This is a genomic window from Pseudoalteromonas rhizosphaerae (genome assembly GCF_028885455.1).
In the GTDB taxonomy this organism is placed as follows: domain Bacteria; phylum Pseudomonadota; class Gammaproteobacteria; order Enterobacterales; family Alteromonadaceae; genus Pseudoalteromonas; species Pseudoalteromonas rhizosphaerae.
The window spans coordinates 1,724,856-1,747,622 of sequence record NZ_CP118496.1 but is presented as its reverse complement, the minus strand read 5'-3'; the positions used below and the strand labels follow the sequence as shown (position 1 = coordinate 1,747,622).

Sequence of the window (22,767 nt, the reverse complement as noted above, 5' to 3'; positions counted from 1 at the left end):
TGTTGACCTTTCAGGATTGAAATTTGTTCTATCTGGGCAGAATCCTTCGGGCAGCGGGTGTTTGGCATTTACGCTGCGTTATCACCTATTTATGGGGAATAACCACACGAGATAGGTTCTGCCTTGCCTAAAAGTTAAACATACGGCTGCAAAAGTAACCTCGAAAAATAAACAGCCCCTAATTGCATCAATTAAAAGGAGCAGTAAATGAGTGAGTTAATTATTTCACTGTTAATGTTGGCTATCCCCCTTAGCATGCTGCTAACGGCTTACATTATCGGTAACAAAACCTCGGCCAATAATGGCAAGGCCATCTTTTATGTACTAATCGCAAATGCTCTGTTACTTATAGGTGCGTTAACTGCTCAGACTACTTTCTCCCTGTCGTTAATATCAGCCCTTTCTTTCACAACCACTCGAATCATTATGCTGGCGCTAATCGTGTTTATCGGCATTTGCTTGGTAAGGTTTTGTCAAAACTATATGGCTGGTGAGCCACGTATTAATTACTTTTGGCGATGGTTATTGACGACCTTATCGGCTGTTACTCTGGTTGTATTAAGTAATCATTTAATTCTATTTTGGTTGGGCTGGCTATCAATTAGTCTCGCGCTACACAAGTTATTAATGTTTTATCCTAACAGGCCACGTGCAGCACTGGCCGCACATAAAAAATTCATTGTCGCCCGTTTAGCTGAAACATGTTTGTTCATCGCTTTTGCACTGCTATATAACGTACACGATACCTGGTTGATCACTGAGATCACTGCGGCCTACATAAATAATACCGTCGAGCTAACATTGAGTGAACAACTCGCTGGCAGTCTTATTGCACTGGCTGCGCTGATCAAGTGCGCACAGCTTCCGTTACATGGTTGGCTTATCCAAGTTGTTGAAGCGCCAACTCCTGTCAGTGCGCTTTTACATGCAGGGGTGATTAACCTAGGTGGTTTTTTATTAATTTTATTTGCGCCACTGTTTATGCAAGCAACAATTGCCCAGTGGTTAGTGCTGGTCGTAGCAGGGTTAACCACTGTAATTAGCGCCTTAGTCATGACGACTCGGGTCAGTGTTAAAGTTCGACTCGCATGGTCAACCAGCGCACAAATGGGTTTAATGCTCTTAGAATGTGCATTAGGACTTTTCGAACTGGCGCTCATGCATCTAGTGACACATTCTATGTATAAAGCATACGCATTTTTAAATGCAGGTAACGCAATTAATGAAGATATTAATCGCCGTCATGCACCAAAACATACTCCCTCATTAGCTGATTGGCTCAGAGGCATGACTATTTCAACAGTTATTGTTTCTTCGGCATGGTTTATCAGTGGTTACAGTGGCGCTATCAGTGTTTGGTTACTACTAACATTAGCACTCACAATACTGATTGCTACAAAGCACGGTATTGCAGGGAGGAGTATGCTAATACCCATCACTTTTATCGCTCTTATTGCGACCTTAAGCTACGTCGGATTAAAAACACTATTTGGCTTAGCTGTCGATACCACAGCATGGCGTGAAGCGGCATTTAGCATCGCTGATATCTGGGCTATCGTACTGATTACAACATTAATGGCATTAAGTTACTTTCTTCGCAATCAAAGCCAACACCCTAAAGTAAAAGCACTCTCAACCATGTTATTTGCAGGGCTGTATCTTGATGAATGGTTCACTCGGTTAACCTTAAAACTTTGGCCTATTCGCCTTCCCGTTGATAAGCAAACAAATACGAAGCACCACAACCAGACGTTTATTGCAAAGGAGTCACAATTATGAATACCGCTACCTCCTGTAACACTGAGCAAGCACTTAACAATACAGAAAAAGCGATATTAGCAAAAGTATGTGGCTACATTGCACCCAGTTGGCCACTTGATCAAATGATTGCTGTGAATCCCTTTTGGCACATGCGCGATATGCCCATCGAGCAAGTCAGTGCTCGCATAAGCGTATTGACCAATGCCAAACTACAAATGCCTAAAGCTTATTATCAAGCAAAATATCAACAACAAGCAATCACCGATGAAAACTTACGTGATGCAACCCATATATTAGGAGTTGTTTTAACACTTGAACAGCTAAAAGAGTCACTGAAAATTGATTTACCACTGATGCACTGGCATAACATTTCTGACTTGCTTGATACTCAACGAGATCCACATAAGATGGCTTGGCACGATGAAATTATTCATCAAATCAGTCAATTTTGTGCGGCACATTATCAACAGCTTGGCCCTATGCTACATCGTAACGATATTTCTCAAGTCAGTGATCTCTACCATCATTGGTTAACAGTGATCAAAGCAGACAAAGGGGTTAGTATCATCATGGATGAAAAACACCTCAACAGCTATTTTGCTCAGTTACCTGACTCAGCTGACCAATTAATTGTAGAAACAATCAATACGTTAGGAATTGACGAGGACTGCTTAGAGTATTATGCCCATGCCCTGTTACTCGATATTAATGGCTGGGCTTCGTGGCTGGCGTATTTACGTTGGCAAGGGGACTTATATCAACAGCCCCACGATGAAATGTACCAATTATTAGCGATACGTATGGCGTGGGATTTAGTTATTTGGCGTTACCTTAAGGACCATGATAAGCCAAGTTATGCGTTGTTAAGCAGTCAATGGCAGCAAGAAAAAGCACAAATATCCGAGCGTTTAAATAACCATAAAATTGCTCAGCGTCCAATATGGGTGTGGGCTAAAGCAGCAGAACTAAATTATCAACAAACACTGCAACAAAAGCTCATTAATGCTGATAAAAAAACCGTTACTAAGACACAATTACAGGCGATATTTTGTATTGATGTTCGCTCAGAAGTGATGCGCCGAGCATTAGAATCACAAAGCCAAACCATTGAAACATTCGGCTTTGCAGGCTTTTTTGGCCTGCCTATTGAATACCAAGCCCTTTCTAGTGCCCTTAAGCGGCCACAACTTCCTGGGTTATTAAAACCGATAATTCAGGTCAGTGAACAACATACAAACAATAAAACGTTATCAAAGCGAAAGCTTACAGCGGCTTGGCAGAGCTGGTCTAAAGCCGCACCAGCTGCGTTTTCAATGGTTGAATCCGCGGGTTGGTTATACGCGTTTAAACTGCTAAAAAATACTTTTTTAGCAAGCCGTGATGGCATACAGTCAAGCCATAACGAGCAATGGCAATTAAACAAAAATGATCAGCAACTTAATGTTCAAGATAAAGCAGAACTTGCATATACGGTATTAAATGCCATGGCGATAGAACACTATGCTGAGACTATATTGTTGGTCGGTCACGGTAGCCATACTACCAATAATTTACATGCAGCTGGCCTTGATTGCGGAGCCTGCGGAGGACAAACAGGCGAAGTTAATGTGCGTGTGTTAGCGTCATTACTAAATGATCAGCAGGTTCGCCAAGCATTAAAAAAACGCGGATCCACTGTCCCCACAAACTGCCAATTTGTTGCCGCGCTACACAACACCACAACCGACCACATTACAATTTTTGATGAACCACTGAACGACACAACTAAGCAATGGTTATCAGCGGCGACTCAACAAGCTCAGCGCGAAAGAATACAGCATATCGAACCAAGCCTAGCATTGAAGTCACACCAAGAAATAAACAAAGCCTATCAGCAGCGAGCAAATGACTGGTCACAAGTTCGTCCTGAGTGGGGGTTAGCTAATAATGCCGCATTTATTGTTGCTCCGCGAAGCTGGACTCGCGAGGTGGATCTACAAGGCCGCAGCTTTTTACATGATTACCAGTGGCAACATGATACTGATTTTAGTTTATTAGAGCTCATTATGACTGCACCGATGATCGTCACCAACTGGATTAATACCCAATACAATATCTCGGTCACAGATAACTTTAAATATGGTAGTGGTAACAAAGTACTGCATAATGCAGTGGGAGGAAATATAGGCATCTTTGAAGGTAATGGCGGTGATTTGCGCATTGGCCTTGCTATGCAATCATTACATAATGGTGAAAAATGGATGCATGAACCACTAAGATTAAGCGTCTATATTGCCGCTCCACAACAGGCAATTGCATCGATATATGAAAAACATAGCATGATCAAAAACCTGGTAGATAACGACTGGCTAAGCTTATTTCGGTGGGGTGATAACAATGAAATCGAGCGCTTTTTTAAAGGAAGGTGGCATAACTGTATTCATGCCAATGAAGGTTAACAACAATGCCACACATCGTACTTGCGACTAAGCATCAAAAATCACGCTGGATTGCTCCTTATCTTGAGCCTTTAGGCTATCAGATTAGAGAGTCTGACGCATTTGATACCGATTCATTGGGCACCTTTAGTGGTGAAATTGCTCGTACATGCTCACCTGAACAAGCAGCATTAACTAAAGCAAAACAAGCGTGTGAATACAGTAATGCTGCATTTGGCTTAGGCAGCGAAGGAAGTTTTGGTGGTGGTCCTTATTTTGGCTTAGTTAACTTCAATACTGAATTACTTTGCCTGTATCAGCGTGATACAAACACAGCTATTTATGGCCATGCTGCTGGGCCATTTTCACCCATTAGCTTACCCATTGAACATCATACAACCGCACAAACAATAGCCGAAAAGCTAGCCAAGTTTGAACAGCAACATTGGATATTAACATTGCCGCATACGCTTGAAAAAGGCCTAAGCCTAGATGAATTGCTAGCAAGGTTTACTTATCATTTACCATCTTCGGGGAAAATCATCCCCGATTTAAGAGCCATGCATAGCCCTGAACGGCAAACTATGATCGCAAACGCAGCGAAAGATTTAGCAAGACGCTTAACGTCATTTTGCCCCCAGTGTAAGGCAGCTAATTTTGTGATTAAAAAGGCAATAGCCGGGCTAATTTGTAGCCAATGTTCATTACCAACCAAGCAAGTTAAGCATCATCTAATCGCTTGTGATCATTGCCAACATAGCTGTGTTGTTCCAAGCAACAACGCGTTGGCTGATCCAACTTATTGTCAAATTTGTAACCCATGAGACTAACACTAAATGACACCATTTAATTCAACTAAAATGTTATCAGGCAAGCAAGGTATCGTAGATGCGATCAGCTTGCTTAAGTCGGGGCAATGTGTCGCACTGCCAACCGAAACAGTATATGGGCTTGCCGCAGATGCAACAATTCCTAGTGCCGTATTAAAAATTTTTGCTGCTAAAAAACGACCTGAAAGCCATCCCCTGATTGTACATATTCCTGATCAAAGTCATTTAACCCGATGGGCAGAGCAATTACCGGCCTGTGTAAAACCACTTGCAGATGCATTTTGGCCAGGCCCCTTAACGATGATCCTTAAAGCAAAAACAGGATTAAATAACCCTGTTACAGGTGGTTTGCATACTATTGGTTTACGAGTACCAGCAAATGCTTTATTTTTAAAAATATTAACCGAACTTGATACCGGTTTAGCCGCGCCGTCAGCAAATAGCTACAAACAATTGAGTCCAATAGCACCAGAGCAAGTTATCAACGACCTAAATGGTCGTATTGCGGCGGTGTTAGATGGCGGGAAATGTTCCTATGGCATTGAATCAACCATACTGGAAGTTACTGATCAAACTCTGCGTATTTTGAGGCCAGGTCCTATTAGCGCAGTAGAAATTGAGCAGGTAACAGGACTAACCGTGGCAGTACCTTTAAAACATAACGAAATAGTGCCAGGCAATGTCAGCGCCCACTATCAACCGAATACTCCTACAACATTGATATCGCTTGAACAATTAATCACTGAGATTAATGAGCATGACAACGATAAAACACATTATTTAGTGTATTCAAAAACTGCCATCGATGCGCTGCTATTTAAACATGTGCCTATTAACAACATCACATGTTTAGCAGAAGAACCTCATGATTACGCAAAAAATCTCTATGATTCGCTGCATCAAATCGATAAACACTCATGTTTAACTATTCTGGTAGAGCAACCACCACAAGAGCAAGCATGGTCAGCAGTAAACGACAGACTCTCACGTGCAGCATCGACGTATATCGGCTAAGTAAATATTTAACTTAAAACTTTGCAAGTCATTTGATTTAACCCTAGGCTTGCAAATCACAGTCACTATCCATTGTTTTATCCTATTTATGAGACCCAAAACCTTGCTTAAATTATGATAAATATCGATAACACTTAACATGTAGAATCACAATATATTATTTTTAATCACACCTAAGATTTCGCCACAGTAGCAAGACTATTTGATCAGTAAATGTTTGATAGCAAGTTGAGCCGCCAAAAAATTTGTTAAGAGTAAAATACCAAGCCAAAAACTTAACATCCTCCCATCTAAGCACATATGACTCTCTATCCCTTATGAATGGGGAAACAATTTGAAACGAAATGAGAAAGTACATTGTTTTAGCACGGCTAAGTTGAAAATGATGAAAATACGTTCAATTAGTCATAAATCTGCAATTAAACTATAGGATAATTTCCATTCGATTTAATTAACCTAGAAAAGACGACAGACCTCAATGACCACTCCTTTAGTGCGCTTGAACTTTGCACTGCAATCTTTTGAAGATCCGCTATCAGCTGCCATGGCACATACTATGGAGTACGATACGCTGCATCTAAATGCAAACGCAGAGCATGAAATTAGACTGCTTTGTGTATTACCAGAAGATGCGCATGAAGGCGACACTATTTCGTTAAGTGCAACACATATAGCAGCGCGTGATGCACGTTACTTTATGCAATACACACTGCGTCTGAGCGATATAGAAGCCGGTACGGTAACGCTGACACTTGAAAAAATAACTCTCAGTGATGAAAGTGACGAATATGTGCTGCAATTAATGTTGCATGGTTTACATGCCACCCTCAAAGACAGTGCTGAATTTGATGTCGCAATCAAGGAATATGGCGCAGGTTATATACCACAATACGAGCCGGCTCTAGTTTCTAAAAGTCATTCACTGCGCCAATATATGACAAGTTTTAGTAGTTCATTTTTATCATTATTTTAATCCGCAAAGCTGACTTTACCCATAGTAATGGTGGGTATGCCCTGCGCTTGATTACCAAAACGTTGCTGGCCCCCCGCTAAACATTCGTTCGCTAAAATCGCAAACAAAACTGCTTCTTTCGCATCTGGGTCGATACCTAGAGCATGGGTATTTTTAATCTCATGTAACTGTGGACACAAAGATAAAATATGCTTCATCAACAGTGGATTATGTATTCCCCCACCACTGGCATAAACTGTAACATCGGCTAATTTTTCACTGCATTGATTAATAGCCTGTGCAATCATCATCGCCGAAAATCGATTTAGTGTTGCCATCACATCTTCGTGGCTTAGCTGTAGGGTGTTGGTTGTCGTTTGTGCTTGGTGTAAATAAGCCAAATTGAAAACTTCAGGGCCTGTCGTCTTAGGAAAGTCCAAATTAAAAAATTCATCTTGGCATAACTCATCCAACAGCGGCTGATTTATCTGGCCTCGGTTGGCAATTAAACTATCTTTGTCATAATGAAGCGGCGCAAAATAACGTTGTATATAAGCGTCCATGATTGTATTACCTGGTCCAATATCAGAGCTAAATACAGCGCTCGCATCAGCAGATTGTGGTAAAAAAGTCAGGTTAGCAATGCCGCCCATATTCAGTAATATACGATTTTCAGTTAAGCTGCTAAAAAATAAATAGTCGCCATATACTGCAAGTGGTGCGCCTTCTCCGCCCGCTGCAATGTGCTTTTGTCTAAAATCGCCAATCGTGGTAATACCAGTCGTAACCGCTAAATGGTCGCTATCACCTATTTGCAAAGTACCATGATTAAAATCGCTCTGGTTATGCTGACTTTTAGGGCAGTGATAAATAGTTTGCCCGTGACTTGCAATCACATCAATATCAGCTGCAGCAACTTCCCATTTAGCTAAACACTGCAATACCATTTTGCCATGTAATTGCCCCACCCAAGGATGAAGTAAAGTAACTAACTCCAAATCACATTCGCGTTTGGCAAATACTGTTTTTATTTTTTGTTTATAGTCATCATCATAATCAACAGTGTCAAAGGCTAACACATCAATTTGGGTGTTCATGCCATGACCTGAGACTTTGCACAATGCAACATCTAACCCATCTAATGACGTTCCACTCATCAGACCAATTATTAATCTGTGTTGTTTTTTAGCGCTGTTATACAGTTGTAATATATGCTGATGCATTCTTTTTACCCTTAAAAATCAAAATACTAATTAATGTATATGCATTTCAAACTCAAGAATACTTTATACCTTAACTTTAAATATTGAAAGAATAATTATTTCAAACAAGTTAAAAATGCTTTAAAACTTACCAACACACTGAGTGTACCGACAACGATAAAATTCATAATAGCAAAAAATACATAACCACGGGAACTGACCATGAAACACTGCAAACCTAACTCAATGCGCCCACTCCACCTGCTATCTCCAATTGCACTGGCAATTATTGCTACTACTAGCCCTGTTTTATTGGCCGCTGAACAGCAAGAAGTGCAGCAAAAAAAACCTGAAGTAATTACTGTTACTGGCTCTCGAATTCAGCGAACGGAATTAGTTTCAAGTAGCCCAGTAGTGAGTGTTGACGAAGCACAAATACACCTAGATCGCGCGGTGAATGTAGAAGATATTACCGCAAAGTTACCACAAGCTGCAGCGGGAGCTAATAGTACAGGTGCAACGGTAGGTGACTCATTTGGCTCATCGACTATTGATTTACGTGGCCTTGGTCAAAACCGAACTTTGGTATTAATTGACGGTACGCGCGCTGTGCCATTTAGTTTTCGTAACTCAGTTGATGTCAATACAATTCCTGCCGGTTTGATCAAACGTGTTGATGTTTTAACAGGCGGTGCAGCTGCTGTTTATGGCGCCGATGCAGTAGCTGGCGTGGTTAACTTTGTGCTTGATGATGACTTTACCGGCGCTGAGTTTTCAAGTAGTTATGAAACAGCTGATGGTGGCAATGAAAAACTTAATTTTGAAGCCATTTTTGGTGGCGATATAGCTGATGGTAGTGGCCATATTACTGGCTACCTTGGTTATTCTGAACGTAAAGAGTTACTTGCTGGTGAACGTGATTATGCCTTAGAGAATGGCGCGACTATGATTAATAGCGGCGGGTTATACACCGATGTTGCCAGTGGTAATAGTTTAGCGATTAATGATGCAGGCCAAGTCGTGAGCGATCGTCAAACCAATGACTTTACCGGCGACCGCTATTTAACTCAGCCTATGGACAGATTTTCTGCTGGTTTATTATTTGATGTGGATGCCAGCGACAGCGCAATCATTTATGGCCGTGCGATGTATTCTAAAGTAACCGTTAATGGCGCCGGAGCCAGCGGCCAAACACCTATTTTTGTTAATGAGCAAGTAACTCTCACACAAGATAACCAATACATTCCTGATGAACTTCGCCAACAACTCACCTTTGATGCTGATGGTAATGCGCTAGTCAATGTTGAACGTAATTTAGGCCTTGGCGTACAGCATACTGAAGCCGTGCGAGATTCATTGCAATTTCAACTGGGTTTAAAAGGCGATATTAACGATTATTTACGTTACGATATTTATGGTCAGTATGGTCAAACCGATGAAGTAGCAACGATCTATAAAAATGCTTACAAAACCGATAAAAGTGGCAATAGTCGCTTTGCCAGTATAGCCAATACCATGGATATTTTTGATCCTAATTTAGATCTAGGCGAATTTAGCGACCCACTACTTTATACCACTCGCGAGCGAACGCAGAGCGTGTTTGCTGCCACCTTATCAGGTGATTCAAGTGCCATATTTGAACTACCTGCCGGTTATGTCGATTTTGCAATTGGTTATGAATACCGCAAAGAAACGGGCAAGCAAACACCGGGAGATGCATTTAGAAATGGCACTAGTTTTGCCGCTGTTAGCGCCTTTGATATGGATGCCAGTTTTGACAGTAGTGAGTTCTATGCAGAACTATTAGTGCCGATCTTAGTTGATATGCCATTTGCAAAAGAGCTTAGTTTTGAGGGCGCGTATCGTATTTCTGATTACTCAAACACTGAAGCAGAAGACACCTATAAACTGGGCATAAACTGGGCAATTAACGATGATATCCGTATCCGTGCGAATAAACTTACGGCATTTAGAGCACCTAACTTAGGTGAATTTGCCAGCCCAATCACCTCTCTTTCACTGGCATTGTTTGATCAAGATAGCGACCAATTCGTGCCACGTTTAGCAGGTCGTTTTAATGGTGATCCATGTTTGCTAGGTACGGGTGACGCAGCACAATGTGCCGCATTTGGCGCACCTGCAGTTGGTACTGAATTTGATAGCAGCTCTGCCGCTTATACTTACGGTGGTAACCCAGATATAAAACCAGAACAAGCTGAATCAGATACTTTAGGCGTGGTTTACACACCCAGTTATATCGATGGCTTCGATGTATCTATAGATTATTACAGCATTCGCGTAACTGATGCAGTAAGCCAAATCCAGCCAGGTGCAGCATTACAGAGCTGTTATATTGACGATCCAAATCCTAATAACCCATTGTGTGGCGCAGTATTACGCGATCCAAACACAGGCTTTATTAGCACCGCGATCGTAAATGACTTTAACCTTGCAGCGATTGAACAAGCTGGTATCGATTTAGCAGCCAACTATGTATTTGATGCACCAATGGATTTAGGCGGTCGCTTTAGGCTCTCATACCAAGGTAACTTTGTAACAAAACAAACTCGCCAAAATAATAGCACCGTAGCCGAAGTTGATTGTAAAGGTACTTATGGTAGTGCTTGTTCAGGCGATTTTGCGAGTATCTTACAAGCCGATTATAAACACCGCGCCACCTTTGATTGGCAGCTAGATACCATGAACTTCCAATTAGGCTGGCGCAGAATCGGTGAAGTAGACTACGCTGTAGATAGAACAGAAACAATTTCAGCACAAGACTACATGGACTTTGCTGCATCGTGGCAAGCAACCGAGACTATCGCGGTTAACTTTGGCATCGATAACCTGTTTGACAAAGCACCACCAACACCTGACATTGGCGCTAATCACTTTAATACTGTGAGTGATTACAGCGTTATTGGCCGTACACTAGGGGTTGCAGTTCGTTACTCACCGAGTTTTTAGTTAATCCCCTATTGCCTATAGCAGCACAGGATTAAACCCTTAAAGCGCACCCTGCCCGGTGCGCTTTTCATATTAGATTAGTTGAATCAAAACATTTGCTACTCATCTTGCAGATGGACTCTAAGTAACTTATTCACAAATAAGTCATGAGACGCTGCGCTGATGAGGAAATGTTGACGCCATAAATAGCGACCTACATGGGTAAAGGTTCTAAAAAGTAACTAGGTGCTAGGATTAATCCGTTGCCCGTCGTATTTCTGGGTGTCTCATTTACCCTCATTCACTTCTCTTTGTGCAAATTAGGGTCTTTAAACAATCACAACTAAGTCAATTCCCACTGAATGCCCGCAGTTTTACTCCAAATTTATCACTTCAATCGCACCGCGTTTTTGCATAGTTACAAACAGCTTGGTTTGCTGGTCATTAAATGCCACATTGGTTGGATGCTGCCCTGTTAAAGTATAGGTTTGCAATATCTTACCTGCGGGGCTAATTTTTAAAATAACACCTGCGCCATAACGGGCAACATACAGGTTACCTTGGTTATCAACACGCATGCCGTCCATACCATGGTCGTCAAATGTGATCAGCGGCTGCTTATTGCTGATGTTTAGCTCACTATCAAGATCATACTGCCAAATAACCCGCTGCACGCTTTCGTTTACGTAGAGTTTACTATTGCTGTTATTAACCGCCACACCATTGGTGGTGCCCATATTATCTTCTAATAATTGAGTACTGCCATCTGTATTTATACGCCATAATTTGCCGGTAGCATCAGCCCAATTAGGGTCGCTGGCAAATAATACACCGCGTTTGGTAATCGCAATATCGTTTGGTTGATTCATGGTTTTATTATGAGCAAAAACCTCAACGCTTTTACTATTAGCAGGCACTTTTAAAATATTATGATTTACATAATCCGCAATATAGAGATTACCTTGGCTATCAAATTGCAAACCATTACCAACGCTGTCATTTGGCAGCTTTAAAAATAAGCTGGCTTTACCATTGTTATCAACCTTACCAATGGTGCCCTGCTCAGCAAAATTAACTGCGTATAAATGCTGCTTATAAAAAACAGGTCCTTCAACGCCTTGAGTAAACACATTATCAGGCACAAACTCCTTACTGTGCTGCGCAATACTGGTGGCACTAAAAAGTGCTGCACAGCTCAATCCACAGATCATCGCTTTCATTTTATTATTATTCCTAATTTAAATTATTACTGGTGAAGATGCTCAAAATAGGGAAATTGTCTTCGCCAAACGACAGCGTTAATGAGCGTTGCTCGCCATCCTCTAGTTTAATGTTTTCAGCCAAGGAAATCGGGGCAACTCGCCGCCCATCAGCAAATAACGCCATAATATGTTCCGCTTGTAAAATGCGTGAACCTGACGCGTCATTACGAATTGTCACCACTGCGACTCGTCGGCCTTGCTCACTACTCATAAAAACGGAATTAACCACTGTAAAATCACTTTTTTTTGGAGTAATTTTCGCATCATTTTCAAAACTAAACTGCATTCCCTGTAACGCAACTTGATCGACCGACAATACTTCATCATTTGCCTTTACCAAACCGCTCACAAAAGCACTGACTAGCAGTGGCAGTAAAACCAACAGTTGTATTTTCATTTCATTCCCTCGCTAACAACATCTATCTAAAGGTTATTTTTAACATATGTTCTTTCTGTTCCAAAGCTGGAATTTAGAACTACTAGTGACGGGGAAATTACATGTCACTTTCTGATAAGACATCATCCAAGTTTCTGATTCAACGCTGGAATTAGTCATTTTTACGAAAAGTCGTTGGAATTTAGCGAGCCAGAATTTCAATACCTTTTAGATACCAAAAATCAGGCAAAGAAAAACCAAAATCTGCGACTTTGGAGTTAACTTATATTTATCTTAGCTGAGTTTTTAGGCTTGTTGCAATTATTATTTTGAGGCGATGTGAGAAGGTTTATATGTAGTGGTGTTACACTTATTCAGTTTTTATACATTGTGATTTTAAGTTCGCTTTGTTTGGTATGTGATTACATTTTTTGATAAGTCTACTTTTTGCTTATTAAAATGCATAAATCGAGACTGCAACTGCCGGATACAGCAACTATTTAAATCTTCTCTTTTGTACATTACAAAGTCAGTAAAGTGACCCCCCATATAAATCTGTTTAATTGGTTTAACATTACAGCATGCTGTAACTCGTTTTTCATTCCTCCGTGATTTCTCAAAATTTGCTTTTCTGTTTAGTATTAAATGTTCACTTACAAGAATGCGCATTGATTTTATATCTATTAATGTTTTATCTGGTGTAAGTGCTAAATAGTTTTCTTCTATCAACATGTTTATCACCTTAGCATTCGCTTTTAGCATTTTTATTGCTTCCCCAAAGCAAATATTTTCTTGTGATTGCCACTTCAGCTTCAGCACTTCTTTAAACCCTTTTTCTGATATTAGAAGTTGATTGATATAACTTAAAGTGGCACCAACTTTAAATTGAGATTCCATGCGCCCAGCGAGTGCATGATCAATAAGCTCCTCAGGTGTTAAATCGAATAAGTTGTACATGCCACGAGGAACATCATTTATATTTATATTTATAAATTTATCTTTCGCTTTCACCGTGCCGTTTGCTAGCGCATATGTCCTATTTAATAACGCTTGAACTGCGATGATATCAAAGAAAGATTTATCTGGTTGCTTGCACAAATACACAGCTTGCAATGTATTTTGCATTGCCATGTAACTAATTGACTTCATATGTACACCGAGGAATTTCGATAGCATAACCCCATCAACTTGAAAGCTGAGTTCATTAACATCCGGTTTCTTATCAAACCTACGTTTTGAAACGAATAGCTCAGTATCAATATCAGCACTATGATTTTTCATTAAAATTTGTTCAGCCCTAACTAAAGTGGTCGCCCCTTTCAATACCTTAAATGAGCCAATATGCGCTTTAAGTTCATTGATCCCTAACCGAGTAACTAATACTCCCATCCCATCAAGGTTACTTCTGTGCTTTAAAAGTAAACTTTCCCACACACTGAATAGCTCCTCGCAACATAAAAGAATAAAAGTATCTTCAAGTAACGTTCGAATATACTCAATGCTTGCGTCACGTAACATAAGTTTTGCTGTGATGAAGTCAAATGGTCTACATACATATGAAGCAAACTCCAACAACGCATCTGTAAAGGCATACCTTTCGCTACGATCTAAATTTAGAATATGTTTTTCAAATAACAGTGACGTTTGCTCTGGGGCTGGAGCGTTCGAATCGACATACAGTACGTTTTCTGTATTGACTAACGGTGTATTGTGTCGTTCACAAATTGTAGTTGAAGTATGCTGCCATCCATCATTATGTAAGCCATTTTCTTTAAAGCAAATTGGACACACTTTCAATTGTTTAGAATAAAAGTGAGCAAGACTGTAATGCAAGATTTCAACATTTTCGAATAAACGATATGTTTCTACATCTAAACTAATTTGCTCAACATTAAGCAGCATATCTACATGTTCACGCGTGTAAGAGTGCCAGCGAGTTAACGCGTTTAACTGATTTGATTTAAATAATTTTTGTACACTCGAAAAGCCATAGAAGTTTGCAATGACAGAGCAAGCGCCATAAGGCGTTATTGTTGTATTAGACTTCATATTTCACTCCTAGGTCTATTTTTAGAGCCTTAACATTTTTCGAAAAAGGGTTTGATTTTCTTCGTTGGTTTACACGTACAGTAGAAGACACATCAACAAAATCTTTTTTTAATACTTGATCTCTATTTTCGCTTTCAGCCTTGAAAATCGCTTTTCGTATCAGGATGCTTAACTGTCTTAAGTCACCTTTTGTGATTGCAAAAATGGGTAAATTTATTTCAGGTTTTGTGAAATCAACTTGTGTAAATTGCAGCACAGTATTCAGTGATAGTAGATAATTCACGAATGTTGTGTAGTCACCTTTCGTTGATAAAGACAGTAACTTCTTTTCGATAATAAGCGAGCCACGCGACGCAAACTGATCATTGATTTTGAGTAAGTTCAATACATTAGACGTGCCAGCGAAAATTAAAAACAACCCAAATTCATCAACAAGCTCTTTCAAGTAATCTGCAATTTGCCGCGCAGATTTAACTCCGACTTTTTCAACTACTTGTTGAAATTCATCAAAAACAAGTACGCGATAATGTTTATTTTTTAATTGCTGGACAATACGGCGGCGAAGCTCGACTTCAGAGCCGTGGATAATACCCGGCTCGCCCATTCCTGACAAAATTGAGCGAAAAAGGTCGAGCGGGTTCATGTTGGAGGGTGAACGTATATAACACGCTTTAGTTGGTGTAGAGTCATTAGCGTCATCAACTTGTTTTGCATTAAAGCGCTTAATAAACGCCTTAACTAACGTTGTTTTACCACTTCCGGAATCGCCAGCAATAACACAGCAGTTGCCGACACCCAGTGTCAATACTTGCTCTGATTCTTGCAGTAACTCGTCGAGCTCTTTCACATTATCAGCGCAACGAACTGTCTTTTCATAAAGCATAATGGCTTTAACTTTTAATGATGCACTCACAACTCACCTCCTGCGCAAAACTGATAATCACAATCATCACTCACAGGCAAATCATCATATTCGACAGACGAATTAAGCGAAGCTAGAATCAACTCTTGCGCGTTGGGTGCATCCACATCAATAACTTTCGTGTTATCGACTTTAGAGCTTGTACGTTTCTTGCGGCCCGTTTCAAGCTCATTTTTTTCAGCTTGTTTTGCTTTAGCTTCTTTATAATTTGGAAGGCCATTTTTACCGTCTTCTTTGTATTTATAATGCTTACGCTCAGATTCAGGGCATTCACTGAATTCAGCTTTACGCGCGGCATCAAGTTCAGCTTGCTGAAAACCAGCATTCTCATGATGATTCATCTCTCGCAACGGCACGACAAACGTGTCATTTTGATGTTTCACAACAACGCTGCGAGTGTCGATATTACTGTAAAAGCATTCGACTTTTTTAACACCAGACAAGCTGAGCTGTTTTAACTCTGAGCTGACATATTGCTCATTTTTAAGCTTGATTGAGCCGTTTGTATAAAGTGTTAGCATATGGCGGTAGCATCCACGAAATTCAGACAAGTCTTTGTCTTCACTTGGGAATGTCTGAAGCCACGGCTTTTTGCTTATTTTGGATTTCCACACATCAATCGGGGCGCGCTTGTTAAGTCCATGGTGCGCTGATTTCATGTAGACATTACACACGTAGTCTTCAAATGCTTCAATGAACATTTGAAGTGTCATAGTTGCATGTAACTCTGCACCTTCAGCATGCTCTAAGTGTCGATTATTAATACGTGTTTTAGACCCCATGTAACCCGGTAGTTTACTCAAAAACTCGCGACGCAAAGTTCTAAAAAAACTTTCAATAAAGGGTTTACTCCACCCTTCACCGACACGCACCACGATTGGCTTAATCTTCATCAGAAGTGCGAGTGCTTTATACCTACTGCCTTTTGTCGCGGTACTTGCATCAGTGTAAATCGTCGCAGGTATGCCGCCCGCAATCCATAGAGAATTGTTTTTTGGCATGACAACATTTTTCAAGCATTCAGTCGCTAAATCACTTGATTCAGACACATTTTTTCCGACACTAATCGAGTAACCAAGCAGGTTTCGAGTGCATACATCAAGAGCAACCATCATTACAACAGTGCCTAAATACTCCCCAGCCTCATTTTTCAACCCAAGGTTTATATAGACTGCATCCATCTCAACACGCTCAAGCGGATTTTCAGCTATAAACTGACGACCCAGCTTATAGCGCAGTTTTTTTACTTCCGCTTTACTGAGATTTTTTTCAGTCACCATCATCGCCTGCATCGCATGAAAACGTCGATAAATCGTATCGACAGCGGGAATGACCGGGTATAATGTAGGCTCTTTATGGCGCAACTCTGACAGTTCATTTCTTATCATGCTCGCAATTTCATTGACTGACTTTGCAGTTGTATCACTACGCACAAGGTAGTAATTACAGAAATAGTCGTAAATTAAATCATCTGTTTCTTCTGTCAGTCGCGTTGTATTTTTACGCTCGTGATAACCGCGATTGATTAAAGCGCGGATATCACCTTGATAGTCTAAATACGCCTTTATCTTCGCTTGGCATGTGCTGCGTGAATAAGTTTTTGATTTATATTCATCCCATCCAAATTCGAAAATGGTTTCATCGATATTGTTAATTGAAGTGAAATTCTTACTGTGCTTCTGAAAGTGCAAATCCATAAAGGCACTCCACATGTCAAGCTTCATCAACTGATTTTCAGCCAGTAATTTGTTAATCGGTATCTCTGAAAGCCCCTCATAAAAAGAAGCTTTATTATTAACCAGTTTGTCAACAAGTTGAGACTCCGACATTGAATTAAGACTCTTCTTGTCCATTTTCTGATTTTCATCATCAAACACTGAATAAAAAATTGTATTACCCTGTTGCTCCTGCACTACTGAGCGAACAACATAAGACATATTTGACAGTCGAAACTTTGTCCCCTGCTCGATTAAAGTGTTCATTTAGCCTCCTCAAAAATATTGCTAGTTATCATAGTTTCATTGCAAATATCGCTCGAAACATCTATTTTCATATAATCTTTGAAAATAAAGTAAAAAATCAAATCTCGGTCTAAGTTTAAGCTATCGCAAATTGCAAGCGCAGATTGCAATGAAAACTCGCGAGGTAACACATCAAGCAAGTAATTAATTACCTCATCATCAACGCTTCCTACCGCATGCGCATTTCGCATTATCATGTTTAAATTCGACAACGTAGTACGGGATGGTAAGTCTTTCTCTGTCATCACAACAAACTCAAAACCGAGCTTTTCAAACTCTTCTTCAATCAATTTATGCAGACGTTTCGCCTCATTATCTATCGCTTCACCCGCTTTCACCTCGACAATACAAACACTACCAAAACAATCGGTTATAGAAAAATCAGGTGTATACAGCCTCTTTTTACCATCATCTGTGTAGTTGATTGAAAAGGGCTGACTTCTCACAAATTTAATATTCGAATCAAGCTCAAAAACCTGCGCAAAATTTGATTCGTTGAGCGATTCGAAAAAGTGCGGGCTTGTGTCTTTATCCGTTGGGAAAAGACCACTTATGTTGAATCGACTAAAGCGTGGAAGATTACGACGCATGTATTTTTTGCGATAAGCTTTATCTATGGCTACATGTTTATCTTTTTGCTTCACACTGAATACCCCCTTTAATGAATTACAAGTTTAGATTCAGTTATGATGGCGTCAAATATCATTTAAGCAAGAAAAACGCAGTTATTTTGTGGTTTGATACAAAAAACAAATAATAAGCTACAAAATAAGATAAATCACACCTTAAGGTATTGATTTTAATATGTATAAAAACACATATAATAAATAATTAAGATAATAACTTTATAGCGATTGGATATAATAAAAATGGGCTTAGAGGAATAAAATCTAACAACTGTATGCTAACGAGTCAGAAAAGTTAGTAAAGAAAAAACGCATTTAACCCATTAAAGGTACAAAAAGTACTAACAGCTCAACTTTCCTCCAAACACATAAGCAAGTAAAAAACAGCTCACTTTGTGTGCGACGGTTTTATATTTGAGCTATAAAGAAGGGTATCCATCAAAACATATAAATAGATATGACACGTTCAAATGTGAATTTAGAATCAACAGAATCAGCACTGGTCGCTTTAAAAGCGTTCTTTAATATCATGGCTCAGTGGCGCGTTAGTGAAGAAGAGCAGCGTATTTTGCTCGGTAAACCTGATGACTTAACATTTAAGAGGTGGAAAATAGGTAACGTAACTGTGCTAGAGAATGATGTGCTAGTGCGCATTTCTTATGTGCTCGGTATTTATAAAAATTTAGCGACGCTGTTTTCTGAGCAAAGGCAGGCTAATGAGTGGCCTCACAAGCTAAATAGAGCTTTTGATGGGGATTCAGCGCTAAATTACATGTTGCTAGGGCAAACAGTGCATTTACGCGAGGTCAGGCATTATTTAGATGCTCAGCTTTGACTCGACCGAATCTTACTGTCGTGTATGTGCCATTTGCAGTCATTCATGATCAACTCGTTTCTGCCCCAAAATGAGTTGAAAAGTAATTTTGACTACAATGGTCTACACCCACGCAACCAATCCTGAACTTGAATGCGCATACAAGAAATCTCACCTTACTGCTGGGGAAATCTAAAGTATCCATAATTATTACTTGGCAATAGAAAATTACGAAGTGATAATTGGTGTAAGAACAACACATTGTTAAACAGCTAAAAAGAGTTAAATAACATGGAAGCAGCTAATAAATTTTCTCCAAAAGAGTTTCTTCGAAAAAGACGGCCAGAAAAATTCTCAGATTCAATCGTGGAAGAGACCGGAACTCTTGATAGGGCTTTTCTTGAATACTACTTGTCTTCCCTGAATAACCGAAGTCAGGAGCTTCAATTTGAATCATTTTCAAAAGCTGTTTGTGAAAAAGTTATTTGCTCAAATTTGTTAGAGCAAACTGGACCTGTCGCAGGTGGAGACGGAAAAACGGATACTCAAACATTCCCCGTTTCCGAGCAAAATAGGTTGATGTGGTATGAAGGGCTTAATGAGTCTTCACATAAGGAGCGTTGGGCGTTTGGTGTAAGCACAAGAAAAGACTGGAAAGCAAAGTGTAGGGAAGATGTAAAAAAAATTTCGGGCACGAATCGAGGTTATGTTAAGGCATTTAATGTAACAAACCAGTTTGTTAAATCGGATCAAAGAAGTGATTTAGAGGACAAGCTTTCAAATGAGTTTGAACTGGATGTTCGCATTCTAGATCGCAGTTGGTTACTTGATCAGGTTTTCAAAAATAATTTACAAGATATTGCAATTGAAACTTTATCTATACCAGTATCTTATGAGCGTAATGTTATTTTGGGGGGCGGTGATTACAGGAAGGATGTAGAGCTTGAATCCCTAAATAAGAAGATTTCAACAGAAGTAGAACCTAAAAATATTACTCTAGAACAAGTTAATTGGTTTTTAAGGGTAGCTGAACTAAGTACAGAATTGGAAAAGCCAGAGTTGGAATGCAGAGGATTATATGACAGAGCAATTAATGTTGCAGAAAAGTTTGGCTCCAACCAGCAGTGTCTTAATGCTTATTATGGCTATGCATGGAAAGCACATTTTTGGTTAGAAGATATTGAATTGGTCGAACAAAACTTGGTGAAGTCTATTGATTGCATCTCAGACTCAAAGAGTTCAACCAAGTGGGAGAAAGTTGTCACTTTATTAAACGTGTATAAGGGACACATTAAAATTACAGGATTTGATGGCAATGTATCAATAGATGAAATTAATGAAACAGTTTTAACGAAGCTAAAAGAAATCGCTTCTGATGATACAAAGCCAAGCAACGCCCTATTAGCTGAAACGCATATTGAAATGCTTAAGCTTCAACAAATGAATTCGGTGAGTGACACAGCTCCCATATTTGCTAACTTAAAGAAAATTGTCGAAAAAAGTGAAAACTTAGTTGGGTATCCATTTGAACAAGTATTTGCAACATTTAACGAAATGGATGATTTTTTTCATGAAGTTGTTGAATACGAAGATTTAATGGACTATCTCATCGAAAGCAGTTCAAAACGTGATGGAGAAGTACGGGGAGCAATCAAGTACTTAAAGCGCGGTTTTAAAAAGCTTGAAACAGGTAAGCCATTGCAGGCAATTACTCTTATTGGCAAAGCTCTTTCTGGGTTGTATAAAGAAGAATCTAGTGAAGCTGTGATCTTGGGGCTTCGCGCTATTTCCTCAGCGTATGAATCTGTTGGTCTCTTGTGGGCGGCAAGAGCCAGCGCTTTATTTGCCTCTTCTTTGCTAATTGATGACTTTTGGAAACATGATTTTCTTAATGAAAAGCAAGTGGAGTCATTCATTCGACTCTGCTGGATTGAATTGCGACTTGGGAGGCTAGGACAAGCTCTACAGTGGTATGAATTATCATTGGTTGTTCAATCCAGATTAGGTGAAAGCTTAATTAGTGAGAATGAAATAACCAGAATTGACGCCTATATCAGTCACCTTTTGCTCAATGAAAGGTTAGAAAGCCTCAAGACACTGGAATGTATACCGCAATCACTGATTCGACTTGGGTTGCTAAATTCATCTGGCTTTTTACAGTTTGCACTTGGATATGATCAAGATCTGAAAGAAGTATTCAAAGATAAAAATGAAAAAGAATTATTAGACTATTTGGTACTTGTTCGGGACTACGATTTTGGTATCAGTAAAGCGAATTTAGAGGATATAAGTGTCAGGCGTGGAAAAATAGAAACAAATGTTTTAGGTTGTAAGATATTTATTAACTACCCTATGAGAACTCCATATTTGGAGCTGTCGGAGTCAATCTTATCTATTGTTGAGTCATTTTTTGCTACAGGACATCTAAACAACCTGCACGCAAAAGAATCTAAATTAGAAATTGAAATCATCGCAGATGATGAAGATGAGCTGTCTGTTTCGCATGAAGTAGATGATAGTGGCGGGTTATTACGCGTCATTGTTACTTGTTCAAGTTTTGAAGTCGAAACAATAAACAAAAATGCTCAACTTGCTTTGTATAATTGGGGGAGCGAGTTCTTGATCGATATTCTATGCAGAATATTTTATGTAAATGATCCTAAGTCATTTGCTAAAGAGCTAATTGCTGATGATAAGGGGATTGTACGTTCGGTCTCATTTGCTTCGAGCTTTGCGGCAACTTACAACGTTATTGGAAAGGAAGCACTGAAGGATGCTCAAAAGTTTTTCAATTGTGAGAACAGTGATAAGTTTGTATTAAAAAGGGAGTTGGACTGGGATAAAGATTATCCAAAAACAAAACTAGAAACCGAAGATTCTAATCAGTTAAAGCGAGGGACTACTGACATTCCAATTGAGCTGATGGAACCAGAGAAAATGAAACATGGCGATTTTACGGTACAGAGTTTAATAAAACCTAGACTATGGGACAAAGCAAGGTGGAAAGGTGTCGGTTTTTCTTTATATCCCGATGGGACACCGAGTATAGATTTAATTTTTTCAGATGAAGGTGCTGGTGACAAAGTATTTCAAGATTTGATAGATGAAGTTGGTATTGAAAATAGACAATCAAGATTGCAAGTCAATATTTTGAAGGGGGTTTCAACTAAAGAGCCGTATAACTATCGTGTACAGATCTGTGAAAACTTTGATGCTTCTTCTCTATCAAAGCAAACAACTTTGATAAGTCGCTTAAATACTATGACGCCAGCATCAGGCGATAATCTCAGAAACTTTGTAAGTGCTCTTGAAAAGAAAAAGAGTTGTAGGCTTAGTTATGGTGCAATAAATAAGGGAAAAATGTACAAACCATCAAACTCAATTAACAGTTATATAAAGTTGGACTCGCTAAATATTATAAATGCGTGGGAAGTTGAAATTAACAGTATGGAATCTGCCGCTATCCAGTTAGAGGATGCTCCTGTGATTCCAAAAGAAGTCGATAATGCACCTGTTTTAAAAGTGATAGAACAGAGGAGAAAAGTACAGTAGTAGAGACTCTCGTACTTGAATTA

15 protein-coding genes are annotated in these 22,767 nt (G+C 39.6%); 8 read left to right on the top strand and 7 right to left on the bottom strand.

The genetic code is table 11. From position 1 onward, the window contains the following. The first annotated feature begins 207 nt into the window (after positions 1-207). The 5 genes from PVK79_RS07450 to PVK79_RS07430 all read left to right on the top strand — a co-directional run bounded on the left by PVK79_RS07450 (position 208) and on the right by PVK79_RS07430 (position 6,995). Positions 208-1,779: an NADH-quinone oxidoreductase subunit L gene (locus PVK79_RS07450; RefSeq protein WP_257326790.1), complete on the top strand. Its 1,572-nt coding sequence runs from the start codon at positions 208-210 to the stop codon at positions 1,777-1,779. Next, positions 1,776-4,199, top strand: a complete 2,424-nt coding sequence (locus tag PVK79_RS07445; protein WP_257326789.1) for a YbcC family protein — start codon at positions 1,776-1,778, stop codon at positions 4,197-4,199. The genes PVK79_RS07450 and PVK79_RS07445 overlap by 4 nt, the downstream gene beginning before the upstream one ends. Before the next feature lie 5 nt (positions 4,200-4,204). Further along, positions 4,205-5,002: a DUF6671 family protein gene (locus PVK79_RS07440; RefSeq protein ID WP_182732406.1), complete on the top strand. Its 798-nt coding sequence runs from the start codon at positions 4,205-4,207 to the stop codon at positions 5,000-5,002. 12 nt (positions 5,003-5,014) lie between these two features. Then, positions 5,015-6,022: an L-threonylcarbamoyladenylate synthase gene (locus tag PVK79_RS07435; protein ID WP_257326788.1), complete on the top strand. Its 1,008-nt coding sequence runs from the start codon at positions 5,015-5,017 to the stop codon at positions 6,020-6,022. Between the two features lie 478 nt (positions 6,023-6,500). Then, positions 6,501-6,995: a hypothetical protein gene (locus tag PVK79_RS07430; RefSeq protein WP_182757538.1), complete on the top strand. Its 495-nt coding sequence runs from the start codon at positions 6,501-6,503 to the stop codon at positions 6,993-6,995. On the opposite strand, the gene PVK79_RS07425 is transcribed toward PVK79_RS07430, so the two are convergent. After that, positions 6,992-8,197: an anhydro-N-acetylmuramic acid kinase gene (locus PVK79_RS07425; protein WP_257326787.1), complete on the bottom strand. Its 1,206-nt coding sequence runs from the start codon at positions 8,195-8,197 to the stop codon at positions 6,992-6,994. The two genes, PVK79_RS07430 and PVK79_RS07425, sit on opposite strands and share 4 nt — an antisense overlap. Before the next feature lie 201 nt (positions 8,198-8,398). Here PVK79_RS07425 and PVK79_RS07420 point away from each other — a divergent pair, with 201 nt between their 5' ends. Continuing rightward, positions 8,399-11,143 (top strand): TonB-dependent receptor domain-containing protein, encoded by a 2,745-nt coding sequence (locus PVK79_RS07420; protein ID WP_182757540.1) that lies wholly within the window; start codon positions 8,399-8,401, stop codon positions 11,141-11,143. 353 nt (positions 11,144-11,496) lie between these two features. Here the strand turns inward: PVK79_RS07420 and PVK79_RS07415 are convergent, their stop codons facing one another. From PVK79_RS07415 to PVK79_RS07390, 6 genes are all read right to left on the bottom strand, one after another. Next, positions 11,497-12,342 (bottom strand): SMP-30/gluconolactonase/LRE family protein, encoded by an 846-nt coding sequence (locus tag PVK79_RS07415; RefSeq protein WP_182735293.1) that lies wholly within the window; start codon positions 12,340-12,342, stop codon positions 11,497-11,499. Between the two features lie 13 nt (positions 12,343-12,355). After that, positions 12,356-12,781 (bottom strand): hypothetical protein, encoded by a 426-nt coding sequence (locus PVK79_RS07410; protein ID WP_145239758.1) that lies wholly within the window; start codon positions 12,779-12,781, stop codon positions 12,356-12,358. A gap of 375 nt (positions 12,782-13,156) precedes the next feature. After that, positions 13,157-14,809: a TniQ family protein gene (locus PVK79_RS07405; protein ID WP_257326786.1), complete on the bottom strand. Its 1,653-nt coding sequence runs from the start codon at positions 14,807-14,809 to the stop codon at positions 13,157-13,159. Then, the gene (locus tag PVK79_RS07400) at positions 14,799-15,722 is read right to left on the bottom strand and encodes a TniB family NTP-binding protein (protein ID WP_257326785.1); all 924 of its coding nucleotides are present in this window, start codon (positions 15,720-15,722) and stop codon (positions 14,799-14,801) included. The genes PVK79_RS07405 and PVK79_RS07400 overlap by 11 nt, the downstream gene beginning before the upstream one ends. Continuing rightward, the gene (locus tag PVK79_RS07395) at positions 15,719-17,713 is read right to left on the bottom strand and encodes a hypothetical protein (protein ID WP_257326784.1); all 1,995 of its coding nucleotides are present in this window, start codon (positions 17,711-17,713) and stop codon (positions 15,719-15,721) included. The genes PVK79_RS07400 and PVK79_RS07395 overlap by 4 nt, the downstream gene beginning before the upstream one ends. After that, the gene (locus tag PVK79_RS07390) at positions 17,710-18,396 is read right to left on the bottom strand and encodes a TnsA endonuclease N-terminal domain-containing protein (protein ID WP_257326783.1); all 687 of its coding nucleotides are present in this window, start codon (positions 18,394-18,396) and stop codon (positions 17,710-17,712) included. Before PVK79_RS07390 ends, PVK79_RS07395 begins: the two co-directional genes overlap by 4 nt. A gap of 439 nt (positions 18,397-18,835) precedes the next feature. On the opposite strand from PVK79_RS07390, the gene PVK79_RS07385 reads away from it, so the two are divergent. After that, positions 18,836-19,213: an MbcA/ParS/Xre antitoxin family protein gene (locus PVK79_RS07385; protein ID WP_257326782.1), complete on the top strand. Its 378-nt coding sequence runs from the start codon at positions 18,836-18,838 to the stop codon at positions 19,211-19,213. Positions 19,214-19,483: 270 nt separating this feature from the next. Beyond that, on the top strand, positions 19,484-22,744 hold the full coding sequence (locus PVK79_RS07380; RefSeq protein ID WP_257326781.1) for a hypothetical protein: 3,261 nt from the start codon (positions 19,484-19,486) through the stop codon (positions 22,742-22,744). Positions 22,745-22,767 lie beyond the last annotated feature (23 nt).

Excerpts from the sequence above, each read along its gene's own strand:
- PVK79_RS07410 (WP_145239758.1), bottom strand. The coding sequence starts at position 12,781 with ATGAAAATACAACTGTTGGTTTTACTGCCACTGCTAGTCAGTGCTTTT.
- PVK79_RS07440 (WP_182732406.1), top strand. The coding sequence starts at position 4,205 with ATGCCACACATCGTACTTGCGACTAAGCATCAAAAATCACGCTGGATT.
- PVK79_RS07420 (WP_182757540.1), top strand. The coding sequence starts at position 8,399 with ATGAAACACTGCAAACCTAACTCAATGCGCCCACTCCACCTGCTATCT.
- PVK79_RS07450 (WP_257326790.1), top strand. The coding sequence starts at position 208 with ATGAGTGAGTTAATTATTTCACTGTTAATGTTGGCTATCCCCCTTAGC.
- PVK79_RS07430 (WP_182757538.1), top strand. The coding sequence starts at position 6,501 with ATGACCACTCCTTTAGTGCGCTTGAACTTTGCACTGCAATCTTTTGAA.
- PVK79_RS07425 (WP_257326787.1), bottom strand. The coding sequence starts at position 8,197 with ATGCATCAGCATATATTACAACTGTATAACAGCGCTAAAAAACAACAC.
- PVK79_RS07415 (WP_182735293.1), bottom strand. The coding sequence starts at position 12,342 with ATGAAAGCGATGATCTGTGGATTGAGCTGTGCAGCACTTTTTAGTGCC.
- PVK79_RS07445 (WP_257326789.1), top strand. The coding sequence starts at position 1,776 with ATGAATACCGCTACCTCCTGTAACACTGAGCAAGCACTTAACAATACA.
- PVK79_RS07380 (WP_257326781.1), top strand. The coding sequence starts at position 19,484 with ATGGAAGCAGCTAATAAATTTTCTCCAAAAGAGTTTCTTCGAAAAAGA.
- PVK79_RS07395 (WP_257326784.1), bottom strand. The coding sequence starts at position 17,713 with ATGAACACTTTAATCGAGCAGGGGACAAAGTTTCGACTGTCAAATATG.
- PVK79_RS07405 (WP_257326786.1), bottom strand. The coding sequence starts at position 14,809 with ATGAAGTCTAATACAACAATAACGCCTTATGGCGCTTGCTCTGTCATT.
- PVK79_RS07435 (WP_257326788.1), top strand. The coding sequence starts at position 5,015 with ATGACACCATTTAATTCAACTAAAATGTTATCAGGCAAGCAAGGTATC.
- PVK79_RS07385 (WP_257326782.1), top strand. The coding sequence starts at position 18,836 with ATGACACGTTCAAATGTGAATTTAGAATCAACAGAATCAGCACTGGTC.